The 16,989-nt window shown below is 36.5% G+C and carries 16 protein-coding genes; 5 read left to right on the forward strand and 11 right to left on the reverse strand.

The window, feature by feature from the left end; all coding sequences use genetic code 11:
• Nucleotides 1-20: 20 nt before the first annotated feature.
• Together ACODR7_RS12035 and hflX are read right to left on the reverse strand one after the other, a co-directional pair.
• Entirely contained in the window at nucleotides 21-656 is a 636-nt protein-coding gene (locus ACODR7_RS12035; protein WP_488839266.1) for a DUF4919 domain-containing protein, read from the reverse strand.
• Nucleotides 656-1,879, reverse strand: coding sequence for a GTPase HflX (gene hflX / locus ACODR7_RS12040; RefSeq protein ID WP_110366592.1), 1,224 nt, complete (start codon nucleotides 1,877-1,879; stop codon nucleotides 656-658). Before hflX ends, ACODR7_RS12035 begins: the two co-directional genes overlap by 1 nt.
• Nucleotides 1,880-2,075: 196 nt before the next feature.
• Between hflX and ACODR7_RS12045 the strand changes: the two genes are divergently transcribed.
• Both ACODR7_RS12045 and ACODR7_RS12050 read left to right on the forward strand, forming a co-directional pair.
• Complete coding sequence (locus tag ACODR7_RS12045; protein WP_488839268.1) at nucleotides 2,076-2,783, forward strand: LytR/AlgR family response regulator transcription factor; 708 nt, start codon at nucleotides 2,076-2,078, stop codon at nucleotides 2,781-2,783.
• A 147-nt stretch (nucleotides 2,784-2,930) separates the two neighbouring features.
• The gene (locus ACODR7_RS12050) at nucleotides 2,931-3,233 is read left to right on the forward strand and encodes a hypothetical protein (RefSeq protein WP_488839270.1); all 303 of its coding nucleotides are present in this window, start codon (nucleotides 2,931-2,933) and stop codon (nucleotides 3,231-3,233) included.
• Nucleotides 3,234-3,421: 188 nt separating this feature from the next.
• On the opposite strand, the gene ACODR7_RS12055 is transcribed toward ACODR7_RS12050, so the two are convergent.
• Nucleotides 3,422-3,856 carry an META domain-containing protein gene (locus ACODR7_RS12055; RefSeq protein WP_488839272.1) on the reverse strand — a complete coding sequence of 145 codons (435 nt, stop codon included), beginning with the start codon at nucleotides 3,854-3,856 and terminating at the stop codon, nucleotides 3,422-3,424.
• Between the two features lie 86 nt (nucleotides 3,857-3,942).
• Between ACODR7_RS12055 and ACODR7_RS12060 the strand changes: the two genes are divergently transcribed.
• Nucleotides 3,943-6,147, forward strand: a complete 2,205-nt coding sequence (locus ACODR7_RS12060; protein WP_488839274.1) for a S46 family peptidase — start codon at nucleotides 3,943-3,945, stop codon at nucleotides 6,145-6,147.
• A gap of 224 nt (nucleotides 6,148-6,371) precedes the next feature.
• Here the strand turns inward: ACODR7_RS12060 and ACODR7_RS12065 are convergent, their stop codons facing one another.
• Both ACODR7_RS12065 and ACODR7_RS12070 read right to left on the reverse strand, forming a co-directional pair.
• Nucleotides 6,372-6,992 carry a GNAT family N-acetyltransferase gene (locus tag ACODR7_RS12065; protein ID WP_488839276.1) on the reverse strand — a complete coding sequence of 207 codons (621 nt, stop codon included), beginning with the start codon at nucleotides 6,990-6,992 and terminating at the stop codon, nucleotides 6,372-6,374.
• A gap of 54 nt (nucleotides 6,993-7,046) precedes the next feature.
• Nucleotides 7,047-7,928, reverse strand: coding sequence for a DMT family transporter (locus tag ACODR7_RS12070; RefSeq protein ID WP_488839278.1), 882 nt, complete (start codon nucleotides 7,926-7,928; stop codon nucleotides 7,047-7,049).
• Between the two features lie 68 nt (nucleotides 7,929-7,996).
• Between ACODR7_RS12070 and ACODR7_RS12075 the strand changes: the two genes are divergently transcribed.
• Entirely contained in the window at nucleotides 7,997-8,854 is an 858-nt protein-coding gene (locus ACODR7_RS12075) for a LysR family transcriptional regulator (RefSeq protein ID WP_488839280.1), read from the forward strand.
• Between the two features lie 7 nt (nucleotides 8,855-8,861).
• Here the strand turns inward: ACODR7_RS12075 and ACODR7_RS12080 are convergent, their stop codons facing one another.
• On the reverse strand, nucleotides 8,862-9,308 hold the full coding sequence (locus ACODR7_RS12080; protein WP_488839282.1) for a GNAT family N-acetyltransferase: 447 nt from the start codon (nucleotides 9,306-9,308) through the stop codon (nucleotides 8,862-8,864).
• A 458-nt stretch (nucleotides 9,309-9,766) separates the two neighbouring features.
• On the opposite strand from ACODR7_RS12080, the gene ACODR7_RS12085 reads away from it, so the two are divergent.
• Nucleotides 9,767-10,993: a spondin domain-containing protein gene (locus ACODR7_RS12085; protein WP_488839284.1), complete on the forward strand. Its 1,227-nt coding sequence runs from the start codon at nucleotides 9,767-9,769 to the stop codon at nucleotides 10,991-10,993.
• A 299-nt stretch (nucleotides 10,994-11,292) separates the two neighbouring features.
• Here ACODR7_RS12085 and ACODR7_RS12090 read toward each other — a convergent pair whose 3' ends face one another.
• The 5 genes from ACODR7_RS12090 to ACODR7_RS12110 form a co-directional block, all read right to left on the reverse strand.
• A complete protein-coding gene (locus tag ACODR7_RS12090) occupies nucleotides 11,293-12,828 on the reverse strand; it encodes a YifB family Mg chelatase-like AAA ATPase (RefSeq protein WP_488839286.1) in 1,536 nt (511 codons plus the stop codon).
• Nucleotides 12,829-13,247: 419 nt separating this feature from the next.
• Nucleotides 13,248-14,210, reverse strand: coding sequence for a T9SS type A sorting domain-containing protein (locus ACODR7_RS12095; RefSeq protein ID WP_488839288.1), 963 nt, complete (start codon nucleotides 14,208-14,210; stop codon nucleotides 13,248-13,250).
• A gap of 40 nt (nucleotides 14,211-14,250) precedes the next feature.
• Complete coding sequence (locus tag ACODR7_RS12100) at nucleotides 14,251-15,648, reverse strand: porin family protein (RefSeq protein ID WP_488839290.1); 1,398 nt, start codon at nucleotides 15,646-15,648, stop codon at nucleotides 14,251-14,253.
• Nucleotides 15,641-16,207, reverse strand: coding sequence for an RNA polymerase sigma factor (locus tag ACODR7_RS12105; protein ID WP_488839292.1), 567 nt, complete (start codon nucleotides 16,205-16,207; stop codon nucleotides 15,641-15,643). Before ACODR7_RS12105 ends, ACODR7_RS12100 begins: the two co-directional genes overlap by 8 nt.
• Nucleotides 16,208-16,313: 106 nt before the next feature.
• Nucleotides 16,314-16,892, reverse strand: coding sequence for a DUF4840 domain-containing protein (locus ACODR7_RS12110; RefSeq protein WP_488839294.1), 579 nt, complete (start codon nucleotides 16,890-16,892; stop codon nucleotides 16,314-16,316).
• Between the last annotated feature and the right edge of the window lie 97 nt (nucleotides 16,893-16,989).

Raw genomic sequence — 16,989 nt, forward strand, 5'->3', positions numbered from 1 at the left:
TAAGTGTTTTTATTTTAAGATTAATTGGTGAGTTCCAAATACAGTATTTTGATATAAATCTGCTTCCTATCCTTTTCCCATATATCAAACATCGCATCTTTAGAAGCTTTTGAACTCCTGGTATAATCCTGTCCTATATTCAGAATATTGAGAAGAATATACTCATCTCCCACGGAATTAACGACATAAGCAGTTTTCTCGGATTTTCCGTCTCCTGAACTTCTTATTCCTTCAGTAAGGGTACGGAACTGGTTCAGATGATGGATAAAGTTATTTCCATCTTTTACAGAATCATAAGCCCTAAGAAGAATTAACAGAATATCCAGATTGGTAGGATCTTTACCATACAAAGCTTTTCCCTGTTTGATACAGTCTGCAAAATTATTTTGCTTAAAAGCTTCTACAAGACTTTTAAAGCTGTCATCTGATGTACTTATTTTATCGTTCCTAAAATTTCTTCCGTAATACAGATATTGAGCTTCTATACTGTCCAGAGACTTTGGGTATCCTTTAAATTTGAAAATAAGTTTCTCGTAATTGTACGGAGAGTCGGAAGTCCTGAGACTTTTCTCAATAGCTTTTAAATCAATTTTTGATTTCTGGCTGAACCCAAAAACCGAAAATATGATGAATAAAAGGAAAAAGTGATACTTCATTAATTGTTGCTTTCTTCCTCGTCGTTGTCGAAATATTCGAAAAGGAAATCGTTGTATGGGAATCTGGAAATATGAATCTTCATAACCTCATCATAGATCATTTTCTTCATTTCCGGGAAGTTTTCTTTCGTTAAGGCAGAGATGAATACAGTTGGATATTTTGATTTTGCCATCCACGTCTTTTTCCATTCCTCAAGAGAAATATTTTTACGGGTTGAAGGCGTAAGATCATCTTCATCCTTTTTCTCATAGCTGAAATCATCAATTTTATTAAAAACCATAATCATCGGCTTCTGATGAGCGTTAATTTCCATCAGGATATGATTAACAGATTCTATATGGTCTTCAAAACTTTCATGAGAAATATCCACCACATGGATCAAAAGATCAGCTTCGCGAACCTCATCCAATGTAGATTTGAATGATTCTACAAGCTGAGTGGGTAATTTTCTGATAAATCCTACGGTGTCTGTCAACAGAAAAGGTAGATTTCCAATTACCACTTTTCTTACTGTGGTATCCAGTGTAGCGAATAATTTATTTTCAGCAAAAACTTCAGATTTTGAAATGGAATTCATCAGGGTAGATTTCCCTACGTTGGTATATCCTACCAAAGCTGCACGAACAACTTTCCCTCGGTTATTACGCTGGGTAGCCATTTGCTTGTCAATGGTCTTCAGTTTCTCTTTCAGCAATGTAATTCTGTCACGGATAATACGACGGTCAGTTTCAATCTCCGTTTCTCCCGGACCTCTCATTCCAATTCCCCCTTTCTGACGTTCAAGGTGGGTCCACATTCTTGTCAGACGTGGCAAAAGATATTGATATTGTGCCAGTTCCACCTGGGTTCTTGCATATGAAGTTTGTGCTCTTTGGGCAAAAATATCAAGAATAAGGTTGGTACGGTCCAGGATTTTCACTTCCATATCTCTTTCCAGGTTTTTAAGCTGCGAAGGAGAGAGTTCATCATCGAAAATTACGGTTCCGATCTCGTTTTCTTTTACATATTCTTTTATCTCAATAGCTTTCCCGCTACCGATAAAGGTTTTGGAATCAGGCTGAGTTAGTTTTTGGGTAAAACGCTTTTGTACGGTTGCTCCTGCTGTGAAAGCTAAAAACTCCAGTTCATCTAAATACTCCGTCAGCTTTTCTTCATCCTGATTCTGCGTGATAACACCCACCAGGACCGCTTTCTCATAGTTATGTTCTTTCTTTTCTAACATTAAGTTCTGTCTATGTTTATGATTTTTACAAGTTAATATTTTTCGGAAAAAAAACAAAATCAATTTTTATTTAATAATATATTTTAATATAAATTTAAGTTTGCCAGTGAATTATATTCAAAAAAAAATCAATAACTTTATATAATAAATTTCTGATTTTTAATTATTTAAATCAAAAACTAATTTCCGGAATATCATGATTATCCCTATCAGATGTATGATTATTGATGATGATGAACTGGACAGGCTGGTTCTTCAGCATTATATCAGGCAATATCAAAACATTGAAATTGTCGCTACTTTCGATGCTGTAGAAAAGGCAGTTCCCTATCTTGATATTCCTATTGATCTCCTCATTACTGAAACCAATTTAAGAGGTATGAGCGGCCTTGAATTCCGTAAACTGGCTCATAAAATACCTGCCTGCATTTTCGTAAGCTCACATCCGGAGCTGGCGGCCGAAGCCTTTGAGACTAATACTTTAGATTTTATTACCAAACCTCTTACTGCAGAACGCTTTCATTATTCTATGGAAAAGCTTTTTGCTTTTCTTGAAGTAAAAGAAAAATGTGAATGCTATGACGCTATTCTGGGGGAAAACTGCATCAAAATAAAAGAAGGAGGTCATGTTTTTCAGATTAAAATGAAAGATATTCTTTACCTGGAAGCTCTGAAAGATTACACCAGGATTATCACTCTTGAAAAAAATTACTGTATTTTAAATTCCCTGGGAAATCTTCTGCAAAAAAATTTTTTTGATTCTTTTGTCAGAATACACAGAAGCTATGCTGTTCCACGCCATCTTATCCGCGGAAAAAGCTGTCACGAAATAGAGCTGGCACATCGCATCAAGCTTCCTATTGGCCGAACCTATAAGGATAATCTTTCTTTTTTCAATCCTTAAAAAATATATTCGCAATTTATAAGATGCCATTGGTCGATTATTTCTGCCGTTGGTCTATAATCCTGTCATTCAATCAAGATAGTTGGTAACTTAGTCTTCCCAGATTCCCAAGGAAAACACATCTATTAATCCCCAAAACTGTTATCCATGGAAAGAACATCTATTTATTGTATCATTCTGTCTGTCTTTTTCATCCCCATACTGCACGCACAATCTGCAATTTTGGAAGCCGGACCGGATGCATCAGGAGCGAATGGTTTTGTTTCGTACAGTGCAGGTCAGACAACCTATCAGGAAAAAGGAACAGGAAATGTCGTTACTGCCAATGCAGAAGGAAGCGGATACAGAGAGAAAGCAAAAGCAGCGGCAGACAATTCAGAAAAACATCTCACTAATACAGCAGACATAAAAAAACAATTCCCAACAGACAGGCATATCATAATACTATAAATTCTAGGAACACAAAATGAATGTTACCAGGCTGCCCAACACAGCAACCCTGGAAGAAATAAAAAAACCATTCCCAAAAACTAATGACTCTCAAAAACTGGTAACCTTAAAAAGCTGATAACCAAACTAGATTTTTCAAACAAAGAAGTCCGCTATAAGGCGGACTTTTGTATGATAAGAGAAAATTTTTAATCCCAATCAGCGGCTACAAATTTCATTGAATTTCCTTGATCGTCTGATAAGGTAAGAAAATGTCCCTCAATAGAATAATTAGTCATGGTCTCTACTTTTTTCTTAAAAGAAGTTTCAAGATTCATATCCTGACAGGCTTTCATTGTGCTTACTCCTTTTGAAATGCTAACTTTTCCACCTTTTTTAAATTCCGAAACAAAAGACATCCTGTTACATCCCATATAAACACGTGCCTGAATTTTACCCCTTACCCTATTGGCAGTCAGATTCATTTCAGCATTATTGGCTGTTAATTGATCTTTTGAAAAGCCATCAAAAGAAATGAGCATCCATTGCCTTTGAAGAAAGGGATCCCTGGTGGGCACTGAGGAACAATTTAAAACGAGTCCTAAAAGTAAAACGGCAAAAAGTGGTAATAGTATCTTTTTCATGCGGATTATCATCCCATTTTCATACCAATCCGGGACAGAATCTCGTAAAAATTAGTAAATTAGCGACACAAAAATTATTTTATAAAATGAAAAGACTATTTCTACTATTCACTTTCTTGCTGGGCTTTGCTCAGATGAGGGCGGATGAGGGGATGTGGCTGCTAATGCTCATCAAAAGACTTAACGGTGTTGATATGCAAAAAGAGGGTCTACATCTTACGCCTGAAGAAATTTATTCAGTAAACAATTCAAGCTTAAAAGATGCTATCGTAAGTTTCGGTGGTTTCTGTACAGGTGAAATTGTTTCGGATAAAGGACTTATATTTACCAACCACCACTGTGGTTACGGTGCTGTTGCTGCGGCTTCTACACCGGAAAAAGATTATTTGAAGAACGGTTTCTGGGCAATGAAACAGAAAGACGAATTCAATGCAAAGGATCTTTATGTAAGATTTTTAGTGAGAATGGATGATGCTACGCAAAGAATCAATTCTAAACTAAACAACAATATGACCGGAGCAGAGAGAAAAGCTGTTATCGATGCTGAAACTAAGGCTATCCAGACAGAAAACTCTGAAAACGGGAAATATACGGTAGTCGTAAAAGATTTCTTCAACGGAAATGAATTCTACTATTTTGTATACCAGGATTATAAAGATATCAGATTGGTAGGTGCTCCGCCTTCATCATTAGGAAAATTCGGAGGAGATACAGACAACTGGGAATGGCCAAGACACACTGCAGACTTCACCGTTTTCAGAGTATATGCTGATGCTGCAGGAAACCCTGCTGAATATTCTCCAAGCAATACTCCTTTGAAGCCTAAGCATTTCCTTCCGGTTTCTCTTAAAGGAATTAAACCTGGTGACTTCTCAATGATCTTAGGTTATCCTGGAAGAACAAACCGTTATCTGACTTCTTACGGAATTCAGCAGATGGTAACTAAAGATTACCCGGCATGGGTGGAAGCTTCTAAGCTGGCTATGGATGTTATGAAAAAGTACATGGACAAGGATAAGGCAACTCAGCTTAACTATGCTTCTCAATATGCTTCTGTAGCTAACTACTGGAAAAACAGACAAGGAACTATCGATGCGGTAGAGAAAAACGGAACTATTTCTGACAAACAGAAGATTGAGGAAACTTACAATAAATGGGCTGCAATGCCAGGAAACGATCAATACAATGGCGTTTTAGAAGATATTGGTATATACTATAAACAGGTTTCTGATAGAAATGTTGAAAGAAACTATGCTACTCAATTTACAAGAAATGCAAAATATATTACCCTTGCTGCTCAGGTAGGATCTGCTCTTAAAGCATATGCTGCTCAGGATATGCAGGGAAGATTAGCGATGAAAGCTAAAACAGAAGCTGCCATTAAAGCTGCTTATGAAAACTTCAATCCAGCTTTGGAAGGAGAAATGCTTGCCGCTATGACCAGCCTTTATCAGGCAAGAGTTAAAAACCCGGACGTTGCTTCTGCTACTATTTTAGGATTGGATGCTAAAACGGTTTCTAATTTGGCGTATTCTTCAATCTTCGCTAATAAAACTTCCGCAACGAACTTCTTATTAAACCCTGATGCATTGAAACTTGATGCTGACCCACTTTGGAAAGCAGCTAACGGAATTGTTGCTGATCAAAAGATAAGCACAGACAGATTTGTAAAAATAGATGACAATTTCGCCAAAAACAACCGTCTGTTCTTAGCTGGTTTAATGAAGGCAATGCCTGAGAAGAAATTCTACCCGGATGCTAACTCTACAATGAGATTAACTTACGGTACTGTAGATAAATTACCTATCAGAAATGACAGAAACTATTTCGGAATTACTGATAATTATTATACAGATATGACTGGTCTTGTTGGAAAATACAAGAAAGGGGATGAAGAATTTGATCTTCCTCAAAGAGTGATTGATCTTTACAACCTTAAAGATTTCGGTCAGTATGCTGATGCTGCAGGTTATATGCCTGTAAATTTCCTTTCTAACAACGATATTACAGGTGGTAACTCTGGTTCTCCGGTAATTGATGGAGACGGAAACCTTATTGGTATCGCTTTCGACGGAAACAGCGAAGCATTAAGCGGTGATATCGTATTCGAGCCTGAATGGCAGAAAACGATCAACGTAGACGTTCGTTTCGTTCTTTGGACAATCGATAAGTTTGCTGGTGCCAGAAGATTAGTGGATGAATTGAAGCTTGTAAGAGGTGAAAACACTCCGGCTGACACAAAAACTAAAAACTCAGGTACTACAACAACACCTAAGAAAGTTAAAAAATAACCTTAACTGATATATTTTGAAACCGTGAAAGTAAATTTCACGGTTTTTTTATTTTTGACACTTAAAAATATTTCATGATTCCTGAAGCTATTCAGCTTACAGCCATTACGGCAAAACGAAGAAATATAGCAATGTCATCATTTACATGATCTGCCAAATTATATTTTTCAAGCAAAATTTTACTTTCTTTCACTTTCCAAGAACAAAAAGTTATCAGGTCATACCTATAAATAGTTCCTGACAATTGGAACATGAGCTGCAGAATCGGCTGACAAATGCCCTGATAAGCGTGGGTCAGGATGGACTTCAACTTTTACAGCATAGGGTTTAAATCCATTCCTTAAATAGAATTTCAGTGCATCAGGATGATCAAAACTGCAGGTATGCAGCCACATCCGTTCAATTCCGGAAGACCATGCAATTTGAAGGGCCTTATTCATCAAAATACGCCCCAACCCGTTACCCGTTACACTTGAATCAAGACCCAGGAATACAAGCTCACAGGTATGCTTCTCACTAAAATCAAGTTCAAGCAATCCTATTTCAACTCCGTTTTGCTTTACTACAAAAATTTTTGTGCTCTCCCTTGTAAGAATATCATATAACTCTTCATCAGATATAATAAGGCGGGAAAACCACAGCCAATCAGCGCCTATTTTACGGAATAACTCCCTGTATGCTCTGAGATCAGGATCCTTTAATAAGTCAAGAGAGATACCTTCCGGCATTAAAAGATCGGAAAGGACTGGCCTTTTTGTCATTTCCAGACAAGTCACAATGCTTGCTATATGGCCTGGTTCAACATTTGAAAGACCAGGTGGAAGGGTGTATGATTTTGAATTCATTTTAAAATTTTTTATATGATTGATATATTAATGTGAGAAAGCGGATTAAAAGAATTATTCAGGATATTCTAAATCGATTTTTTTGAATTTTATTTCCGATAGTACAGTAGCTGCTAAAATAAGACTGCCGCCTACAACCAATCGCAAGGAAAAGCTTTCATTCATAATAAAAAATGATGCTATGGCTGCAAAAACGGGTTCAAATAAATAGATTAAAGCTACCTTCTCTGCACTGATATATTTTTGTGAGATATTGGAAACAGAATACACGTAGGCAGTGGAAAAAAGACCACAATAAATGATACCCAGCCAAAATTCATTTTTTACAGGAAACCAGTTTGCTGTACTATCAAATAGTGAAATGACAAGCATTATAAAGGCAACCGTCCAAAACATAGGAATAAGTGAAGAAACAATATTTCTTTCCCTGGCCAAATATTCCACTTTAATTAAATAAAAAGCAAATCCCAGCGTACCGGTTAAAACATAGATGTTAGCTGTACTAAATGTAATTTCTTTTGTTATTGAAATTACAAACAGTCCTGATAATGCTACAAACCCAGCCAGCCAAGTTTTTAAATCTATTTTTGTTTTGTACAATACAAGTTTCAAGAGTGGAACAAGGACAACGCTCATTCCCGCTATAAATGAACACTCTGAGGCAGAGGTATGTTTTACCAGCCCCAATGTTTGAAAATGAATACCAAATGCCAGAGGAAGAGCTAAGGTAACCCCAGCTTTAACAGATGAAAGACTTATACTTCTTAAGTTTTTAAAGAATATTAATGTTATAGCAAGAGCGGCTACAGCAAAACGATAAAACAGAAACGTTGATTGGGAAAAACTACCAATTGACAATTTAGTAACCGGAAATGAGATTCCCCAGAACGCAACGCCCAGAATCAGCAGAAGTATAAAAGTATTTTTTTTGCTCATAACATTAGAATTTTAATAAAATGTAATTAGTTGATTCATTCATTTAAATCACTAAATTTGTTTGATTTATGGATTTACATCAGTTTAAATATTTCTTAGCCTTATCAAAAGAATTGCATTTTTGGAATACAGCTTCAAAAATGCACATCACGCAGTCTGCACTGAGCCGTCAAATCCAGTCTTTGGAAAATGAGCTCGGATTACAACTTTTCTACAGGGATAAGCGGAATGTCAAATTAACACCTGCAGGAAAATTTTTACAGGAAAAATGGGAAATAGAATTAAATCATTTAAATTCTTTACACCAGCTTGCTAAGCAGATTCATCTGGGTGAAAGTGGTGCCATAAGATTAGCTTACCCTGATTCCATCTCCTCTTCTGTACTTCCTGAATTCATCAAAAAAATAGTTCATCTTTATCCTAAACTTAAAGTTGAATTACTTCAGTTGACCACAGAGAATGAAGAGGAATACCTTAAAAACTATAAGGTTGATATTGTGTTTACACGGGATTTAACCTCATCTCCTACTATTAACCACAAGAAACTTAATCATGAAAACCTTTCATTTGTAGTTCCTGAACATCATGTTTTCAAATCTTTAGAGGATATAACAGAACAATCTCTGAAAAAAGAAAAATTGATTCTTACAACACAAGATCATAATAGCAGTTATAATGACATTGTTAAAGAAATTATTACGTCTTATAATATGCAACCTGACTCTTCCATACAATGCGAGTTTGGCTCAACAGTGATTTCTCTTATAAAAAATGGTTTGGGCATTTCGATTTTACCCTACTCCTACAGCTTACATCAATATGTGGGAATACGATTTATTCCACTCCCTTTTGTCACCGCACTTTATATCAACTGGCGAAACGATGATCCTAATCCGATTCTCAAAAATATACTCCATCTGATCTAATCCTTAATTAAGGATGTACCATCTCAATATGAAGTATTCCATCTTCTTCATATAGATCTCCTTCTTTTTTAAAACCTAATGATGTATAAAATTCACACAGATAACTTTGTGCACTGATACGAATTGGGGATTTAGTAAAAAACTTTCCGCAGCCATCAATTGATTCTTCCACCAACGCTCTCCCCAGCCCTAAACTCCTGTATGACAACCCAATAACAACTCTCCCAATGGAAGCATCATCATAAGAGACTCCCGGAGGAATAAGTCTGGTATACCCCGCAATATCACCATTAACTATGCACATGAGATGATAACTCTCCAAATCTTTATTATCAATATCCTGATATACACAATTCTGTTCAACGATGAAGACCTGATTTCTAAGTTTCAATATTTGATATAGCTCCATAGAATTCAATTCTTGAAAAGATTTAATTACATACTTTACTTCCATATTACTGACTGGTAAAAATTATAGAGGCAAAATTAATCCAACTTGTAATACCGAAAAATGCTATTTTTTGATAAACTAATTCGATTTTAGCATTAAATGAAGTGGAAATACCTCTGAAAAAATCTGATCTGTTTTGAAACCATGAAATTTGCTTTCGCAGTTTTTTTATTTTTAATATGTAAAAACCTTTATTTGATGCAATGAGCTACACCCGCAGAAAGGAGTACATCCGTTGGATAGAAGTAACTAAGAAACTGAAACTATGGAAAACAGAAAAAATAAAAATGATCCAGATGGTTCTGGATGGGAAAAAGAGGAAATAAATCACCCTTATTCTTCACTCTTAAAAGCTGTACAACAAAAAAAATTGAATTAAGAAAATATTTTTTGTCAGGATCTCAAAAAGTAGCCGACTATAGTTACAGATATCAATTTATAACTATAAAAAATTTACTTTTATGAACAAGTTTATTTTCAGAACATCATTTTTAGCAGCAGCAACTGTAGCCGCATTTACTCTTTCTTCATGCCGTGATTCGAATGACGACATGATGATGAATAACTCTTTTCAAAAAAGCATCACATTTGAAAATGTGGTGACTCCCAAAGATTTCGTGCAAAGCGGAAGTTTTCAGGGAACGGGAACTCCTCCAATTATTTTACCCGGACAATCTGTTTCTGTAAAATTCAGTGCGGGAAAAGCACAGGCTTTAATGTTCGCAACGATGTACGGAGCTTCAAAAGATTGGTTTTTTGCCTCCCAGCAGCCAGGCATCAAATTGTTTGACAACAATGGAAATGCTATTACCGGTGATGTTTCTTCAAGTGTCCGATTATGGGATAACGGTACAAAAGATGATACAACAGGACAGGTAGAAAGCAAACCAATCATGCAGGTTCCTGGTGTCAATGCATCTCAGCTTATGAAACTCAACCTCGCTTACAATGATGTAAAATCAGAGTTTACCCTCACTATTACCAATACCTCTGGTGGAACTGCCAATGAAACTCCTTTTTCTCCCGGTGTATGGGCAGTTTCCAATTATAATGGATCTCAGCTCCTAAACAATGCTCCGTTCTTTACTCCGAATGCTTTATCAAATCCAGAAATCACAGATATTGCTCAAATGGGAAATATCAGTAAAATGATGACAAAACTAAATGCCAATACAGGAATTATGACGGGTCTTTCTCCTGCCATGGTAGTTGTTTACCATGGTGATAAAAATCCAATTTATGAATTGGGTAAATTAGACAATGGTATGGGTCTGAAAGATATTGCACAGTTTGGAAATGCAGCCAAGCTTCAAAACAGTTTAAAATCTTTACCTAATGTAAAAGGGGTATATATTGCCGGAAATGCTCCTGTAGCTCCGGGAAGTAAGGTTACAACAAATTTTAATGCTGAGCCAGGCGATAAAATTGCCTACGCAACAATGTTTGGTTTTTCCAATGACTGGTTCTATGCCAATGAACAAAATATTGATGCCAATACCAAGGGAGATCTTAGTTTGAAAACTTCATTATTTGATTCCGGAACGGGTATTGATCAATATCCGGGCGCTGGAAATCATCAGGCTTTGTTTGGGGGAACTCCACAAAGTGAAAATATGATTATTTCAAAAGTGGGAACCCAATATCCTGTTCCTGCTGTACAGAATGTGATTAAAGTAACTGTTAATTAATCTTCAGATAAAGAAAAGGTCAGACAATAGTGTTTGACCTTTTTCAATTATTCAATACTATTCTATTCATGACATTCGAAAGGAAGGAAGAACCATAAAATATACTTTTCGGCACTTGGATATATTTTTATTCTGTTTTTAAAAATTTGATTTTTATAATTTAATATTTTAAGTAATCCGGCAATCAAGCTTAACATAATAATTTAAATTACACGTTACATGGTTGCTCCGTTTATCCTAGTTAAACTTATGAAAGACAGCGTTATATTTATTTTAAAATCAACTAAATAACAACAAAATCAGCCATTCCAAAACTCACGGTCTAAACTTCTGTACTGTATGGCTTCGGAAATATGATGAGACAGGATATTCTCAGATCCTTCAAGATCTGCTATTGTTCTGGCAACTTTAAGGATTCTGTCATAAGCTCTTGCCGAAAGATTAAGTTTCTCCATAGCTAATTTGATGAGACTGAAAGAAGTTTCATCCAGTTCACAATATGCCTCAATTTCTTTAGGCCCTATTTGGGCATTACTGCTGATATTGAGATTCTCATATCTTTTATTCTGAATATCTCTTGCTTTGAGAACGCGGTCTCTGATTTCTTTACTTTTTTCTCCTTTTCTTTTTTCGGAAAGCTGTTCAAATTCTACTTTCTGAACTTCGATATGGATGTCTATTCTATCTAAAAGCGGCCCTGAAAGTTTATTCATGTACCGTTGCATTTCGTAAACAGATGATGTATTATTAGGATCATCGGGGAAAAAACCGCTTGGGCTTGGGTTCATAGAAGCAACCAACATAAAACTTGCCGGATAGTTGACCGTAAACCGGGCTCTTGAAATCGTTACTTCACGATCTTCCAAAGGCTGTCTCATTACTTCGAGTACTGTTCTTTTAAATTCCGGCATTTCGTCCAGAAACAAAACTCCGTTATGAGCAAGAGAGATTTCTCCAGGTTGCGGGTAACTTCCTCCTCCTACGAGAGCAACATCGGAAATAGTATGATGTGGAGACCTGAAGGGACGAACCGTCATTAATGATGTTTCAGTTCCTATTTTCCCGGCTACGGAATGAATTTTGGTTGTTTCCAAAGCTTCTTTCAATGTCAAAGGAGGTAAAATACTGGGAACTCTTTTGGCCAGCATTGTTTTTCCGCTTCCGGGCGGCCCGATCAAAATAATATTATGTCCGCCTGCTGCTGCCACTTCCATCGCTCTTTTGGCTGTTTCCTGACCTTTAACTTCGGAGAAATCAAAAGGAAAATCGTTGATCTTTTCATGAAATTCTTTTCTGGTATCCAGCGTCATTTTTTCAAGCGTTTTTCCCTCGTTAAAAAAATCAATAACTTCTCTGATATTTTCTATTCCATATACTCCAAGATCGTTTACAATAGCTGCTTCTCTGGCATTTTGTTTTGGAAGAATAATTCCTTTAAAGCCTTCTTCTCTTGCCTGAATTGCGATGGGCAAAACACCTTTAATCGGCTGTAGGCTTCCATCCAGAGAAAGTTCTCCCATAATAATATAGCTCTCAATTTCTTCTGCCAGAATCTGATCTGAAGCAGCCAAGATCCCGATTGCAATACTAAGGTCATAGGCAGAACCTTCTTTTCTAAGATCTGCGGGAGCCATATTAATAGTAATTTTCTTTCCGGGAATTTTAAATCCTACATTCTTCAGGGCTGCAGAAATTCTGTAGCTGCTTTCTTTAATAGCATTATCAGGAAGACCTACGAGGTGATATCCTACTCCTCCGGTATCTACATTCACTTCAATAGTAATGGTCTGTGCAGCCACTCCATGAATGGCACTTCCATAAATTTTGATCAGCATGGTGTGTTTTTGGAGCAAAAGTAATGAATATACTATTTTGAAATTCTGATGTTTATGTTAATGAAATTCTAGCCAGACAGAAATATTAAAAAAGAATTTCAAAAATTTTCAGAATAAAAAAACCGGTACAAATTACTTTGTACCGACTCAACCATTATTAAAAACTAACGAAAAAGATTATGCCATCTGAATTACTGAAAAACCAAGTGTAAGTCAGGAAGCCGGATGCCGGAAAGAGGAAATTCCTTTTTGGGGGTAATTATGACCGTCATTAGATTAACAAGGAGAAATTATCTATGAGCGTAAAGTATTAAAATAAATCACTTCAGTTCTTCTTCAATACAAGGAACATCCCTCCTAAGACATCCATACTTCCTTCCCACAATCAATTTTTAACCTCTTCAGATTTTATAATCCTCTTATTTTTTTATGAATCTGTTTTTATATTCTGTTCCATCTGTGCTCTTAGAAACAATGATATAATTCCCCGGTACCAGATTGCTTACATCAATTGGCTGATTATATCTGTGATCATTTTTCTTCAGAACAAGTTTTCCGGACATATCGATGATGATAACTTCCTTATAGATTTTATCGGATTCTTTCCCAATATAAAGATGCTGCGCCGTAGGATTAGGATAGATTTTCAGATTATTATCTTTCAATTTTGTCTCTCCTGTTCCCAGATTGCTGCAGAATTCCCAATCCCCGAAATTCAGTTCTACAAATGCAAACGGATCTAACATCTCACACTGATCCGGACAATACTCCGTACAGGCATAAAATCCGTATTTCCCTGAGCTTGTTGCAACATAGGTATCTCCTACTACTCCCGGGATAATACAAGGATCTCCCATAGTCGGCGGATTACTGCCTGGCACACATCTGAACCAGGTATGTTTACCATATACAACAGGAAAAATATTATCAAACTGTACAGAAGCTCCGTTGCAGACATTCACTGTTCCTCCATTTTCCTGATACGTACCCGGTGTATAAGTGCTCATCATCGCCGGCAGGCCATATACAAAGCCATCTGCAAACGCTGTAGGACTTTCTGCTGTACAGTCACCTTCAGAAACGACTACTTTAAAATAATTCAACTGGTCATTACCACTAATGGTTAATTGTTGTGAAGTAGCTCCCGGAATGGCGACCCATGGGTTGTTATTGGGTGTCTGCCAGGTCCATTCCTGTTTGTACCACTGATAAGTTGCATAAGTCTGTGTAGTGGAAAGAATTTCATCTTCCGTATTACAGAATAAAATCGTACCCGGATATTTTTGCCCAAGTCTCGCACTGGTAATTGTAGGAGTACATTGTGCTTTTACATTCAAAATACCGAATAGTAAAACCACTAAAAAAATTAGTTTTGTTTTCATATATAGATTATTAAGTTTGGTGTTATAAAAATAGTCTGCCCTAATCCAGCAGTACTCGTATTCCGAATTTCATATTAAATTGAAGAGGTTTTTCTTTGTAAATGGTATTAGGAGCATTTTCTTCTTTAAAGTGATATCCTATTCCAGGTTCTGCATAAATTCCAACCTTATCAATAAGTTTCAGCTGAAGGCCTACCGCCGTATTAACAGAAAACTGCAGAGGTTTAGGATCCAGACGTTCCTTTGAGGATTCTTTTATCTCATCATTCACAACATACGTTGTTGTAATATTACCTGCTATTGGTTTTTCTACCAGCGCTCCAGCTGTAATATATCCTGTAAATTTACCTTTTTGAATGACGTTATAATTAACCTGAACAGGAATTCCTATATAATGAACTGTCTGATCTCCTTTTATATAATTATTATCACTTCCGGAATGCAGTTCAGAAGAAAGCTTGGTATAATTCAGTCCTGTTCCTATTCCCCATCTTTTCCCCAAATTATAGTAAACGGAAAGCCCGAACGTTACCGGTACTTTATGCCTGATTCTCGCTTCTACCTGCTGACTTTGATTGGCCAGTAATATGGCTGTCAGAGGATCATCATGATATTCGGAAGTAGTCCATACCTGTTCAACATTCATTGCTTTTCCAGTAATTGAAGCATATCCCGGAAACTGCTGTTCTGCAGAATTGGAAGCCATATTTCCTGTAAGCATACCCAGCATCCATGATTTTTTGTCTCTGGATTTTTGGGTATGATGCGCTGTATGTTCGGCGTATACTTCTTTTATTTTCTCCTGCTTAAAAAGCACCTCATCATTTTTGTTTTCTACAACCGGTTCTTTCACTGTATCATCAACAGGAGATGTTTTCTGAGCGATCTTACTTTCCTGCTGAAAAGACTCCGTTACTGTCGGAAACTTGAAGACATCCTGGGTTTTCTGATTGCTTCCAGCATGATTTTCTGCTCTATTACCAGCATATCTTTGTGTCAACATTTTCTCCGGATCAGTGGTGTTCAATCTATTTTCAGCCAAAAAAGCATCTATTTTTGATTTGACTTCACTACCTGAAATATTCTCAGTTTCTGTAGTTTTTAAATATTTTTTTTCCTTTTCTCCTTTCACATCTGCCGGTTTCTGAGACAGAGTTTTTCCAGTATCATTCCGGGGCAGTATTTTAATCAGCAAAAACAATAATGCAATGGCTGCTGCAATCCCTCCAACGCGATAAAATATGGATCTGTTTCCCACATTTGTTCCCTTTTCTTTCTTTGTTCCACCTTCGGGAACTTCAGGAATAAATCCGGGAATGCTGTTATTTTCTTCTCCGGAAAATAATTCATCTTTAATGTCATCCCACAATCCTTCCGGAACGTCCTCTTCATGGTCATCCATTCTGCATCGCAGATTATTTAGCCATTCGTTATTCATATTGTGCTTTTTTTGACATTTTAAATTCTTTTATTTTCTGGGCAAGCAGCCCTTTCGCTCTGTGAAACTGTGATGCAGAAGAATTTTCTGCAATTCCGAGCAGCCCGGCAATTTCTTTATGGCTTTTTTTCTCAAATACGAACAGGTTAAAAACAGTTCTGTAGCCATCAGGAAGAGCTCTGATCATCATCATAATATCATCACGGGGGATTTCTTCAAAATCCGGTTCTTCTTCATTAGGAATATCCGGAAGGTCATCTACTTCTACAGCAGATTTAAAGTCTCCTTTCTGTTTAATATGCTTCAGGGATTCATTGACTGTGATACGGGTCATCCAGGCTTTTAAGGAACCATTACCTCTGTACTCAAAAGATTCTATCGAACGGAACATTTTGATAAAACTGTTTTGAAGCACATCATGAACATCTTCTTTTTCTGCCAGATAACGGGAACACACATAAGACAGATTTCCGGAATAAGCCCCAAAAAGCTCTTTCCAGGCAGCCTCTTCCTTTTTCAGAAGGTGCTTTACCAAAATCTGTTCTTTACTTTCTTCCATATGATGCAACTGCCTCCGTATCCACCGGGATGTTATAAAACCGTCAAGCAAAAACAGATTGCATCTTTTTAATAAAGCGCAATCCATTGATGATATTATATATTCATTAATTTTTTATACAGAACGGAAAATTATAATCGATCACTTCATAAGGAGTAACCACTGTTCCGTCTACTGTAATTTTGTCTGCTGTGAGCGCATATCTAAGCGTTCTATCCATCCCTACATAATATCCTTTTTGCTTAGAAACGAATTCCACAACTGTCTTTTTATTCACTCCGTCTACCGGAATCTGAAGCTCCATTGTTTTTGGGGTAAGAGTAAGCTCTATCACATTATTTGCGGTATTGATCACTGCTGCATATTTAATATCATAGTTCACCTTTCCCATGGATTTCATGGCATTTTCTGCTTTTGCAGGATCCTTTACGACTGTTTTTACAATTTCACCTATTGGAAATTCTGCAAAAGAGATCGTATCTTTCTTTACTTTGAATTCTTTTATTCCTTCTCTTTTGGTATTTCCCTGTACAATAATCAGTTTTCCTTTATAGTTACCTGGCAATTCTTCCATTTTTACAGGCGGAATGTCCGGTCCATCGTTATCATTACATGAGAATAGGGTCAATCCTGCCAAAACCATTAAAACTGTCATAAAAAATCGGGGTACTGTCAATTTTTTCATTGCATTACATTTTCGTTAAACATTAATTATTTTCGAGTACTCATCTATATAAATCCTGTTTTTTGAAAATCTTGCATACTTTTTTATAAAAAAGAAT

The sequence above is a fragment of the Chryseobacterium sp. FG46 genome (assembly GCF_057809135.1).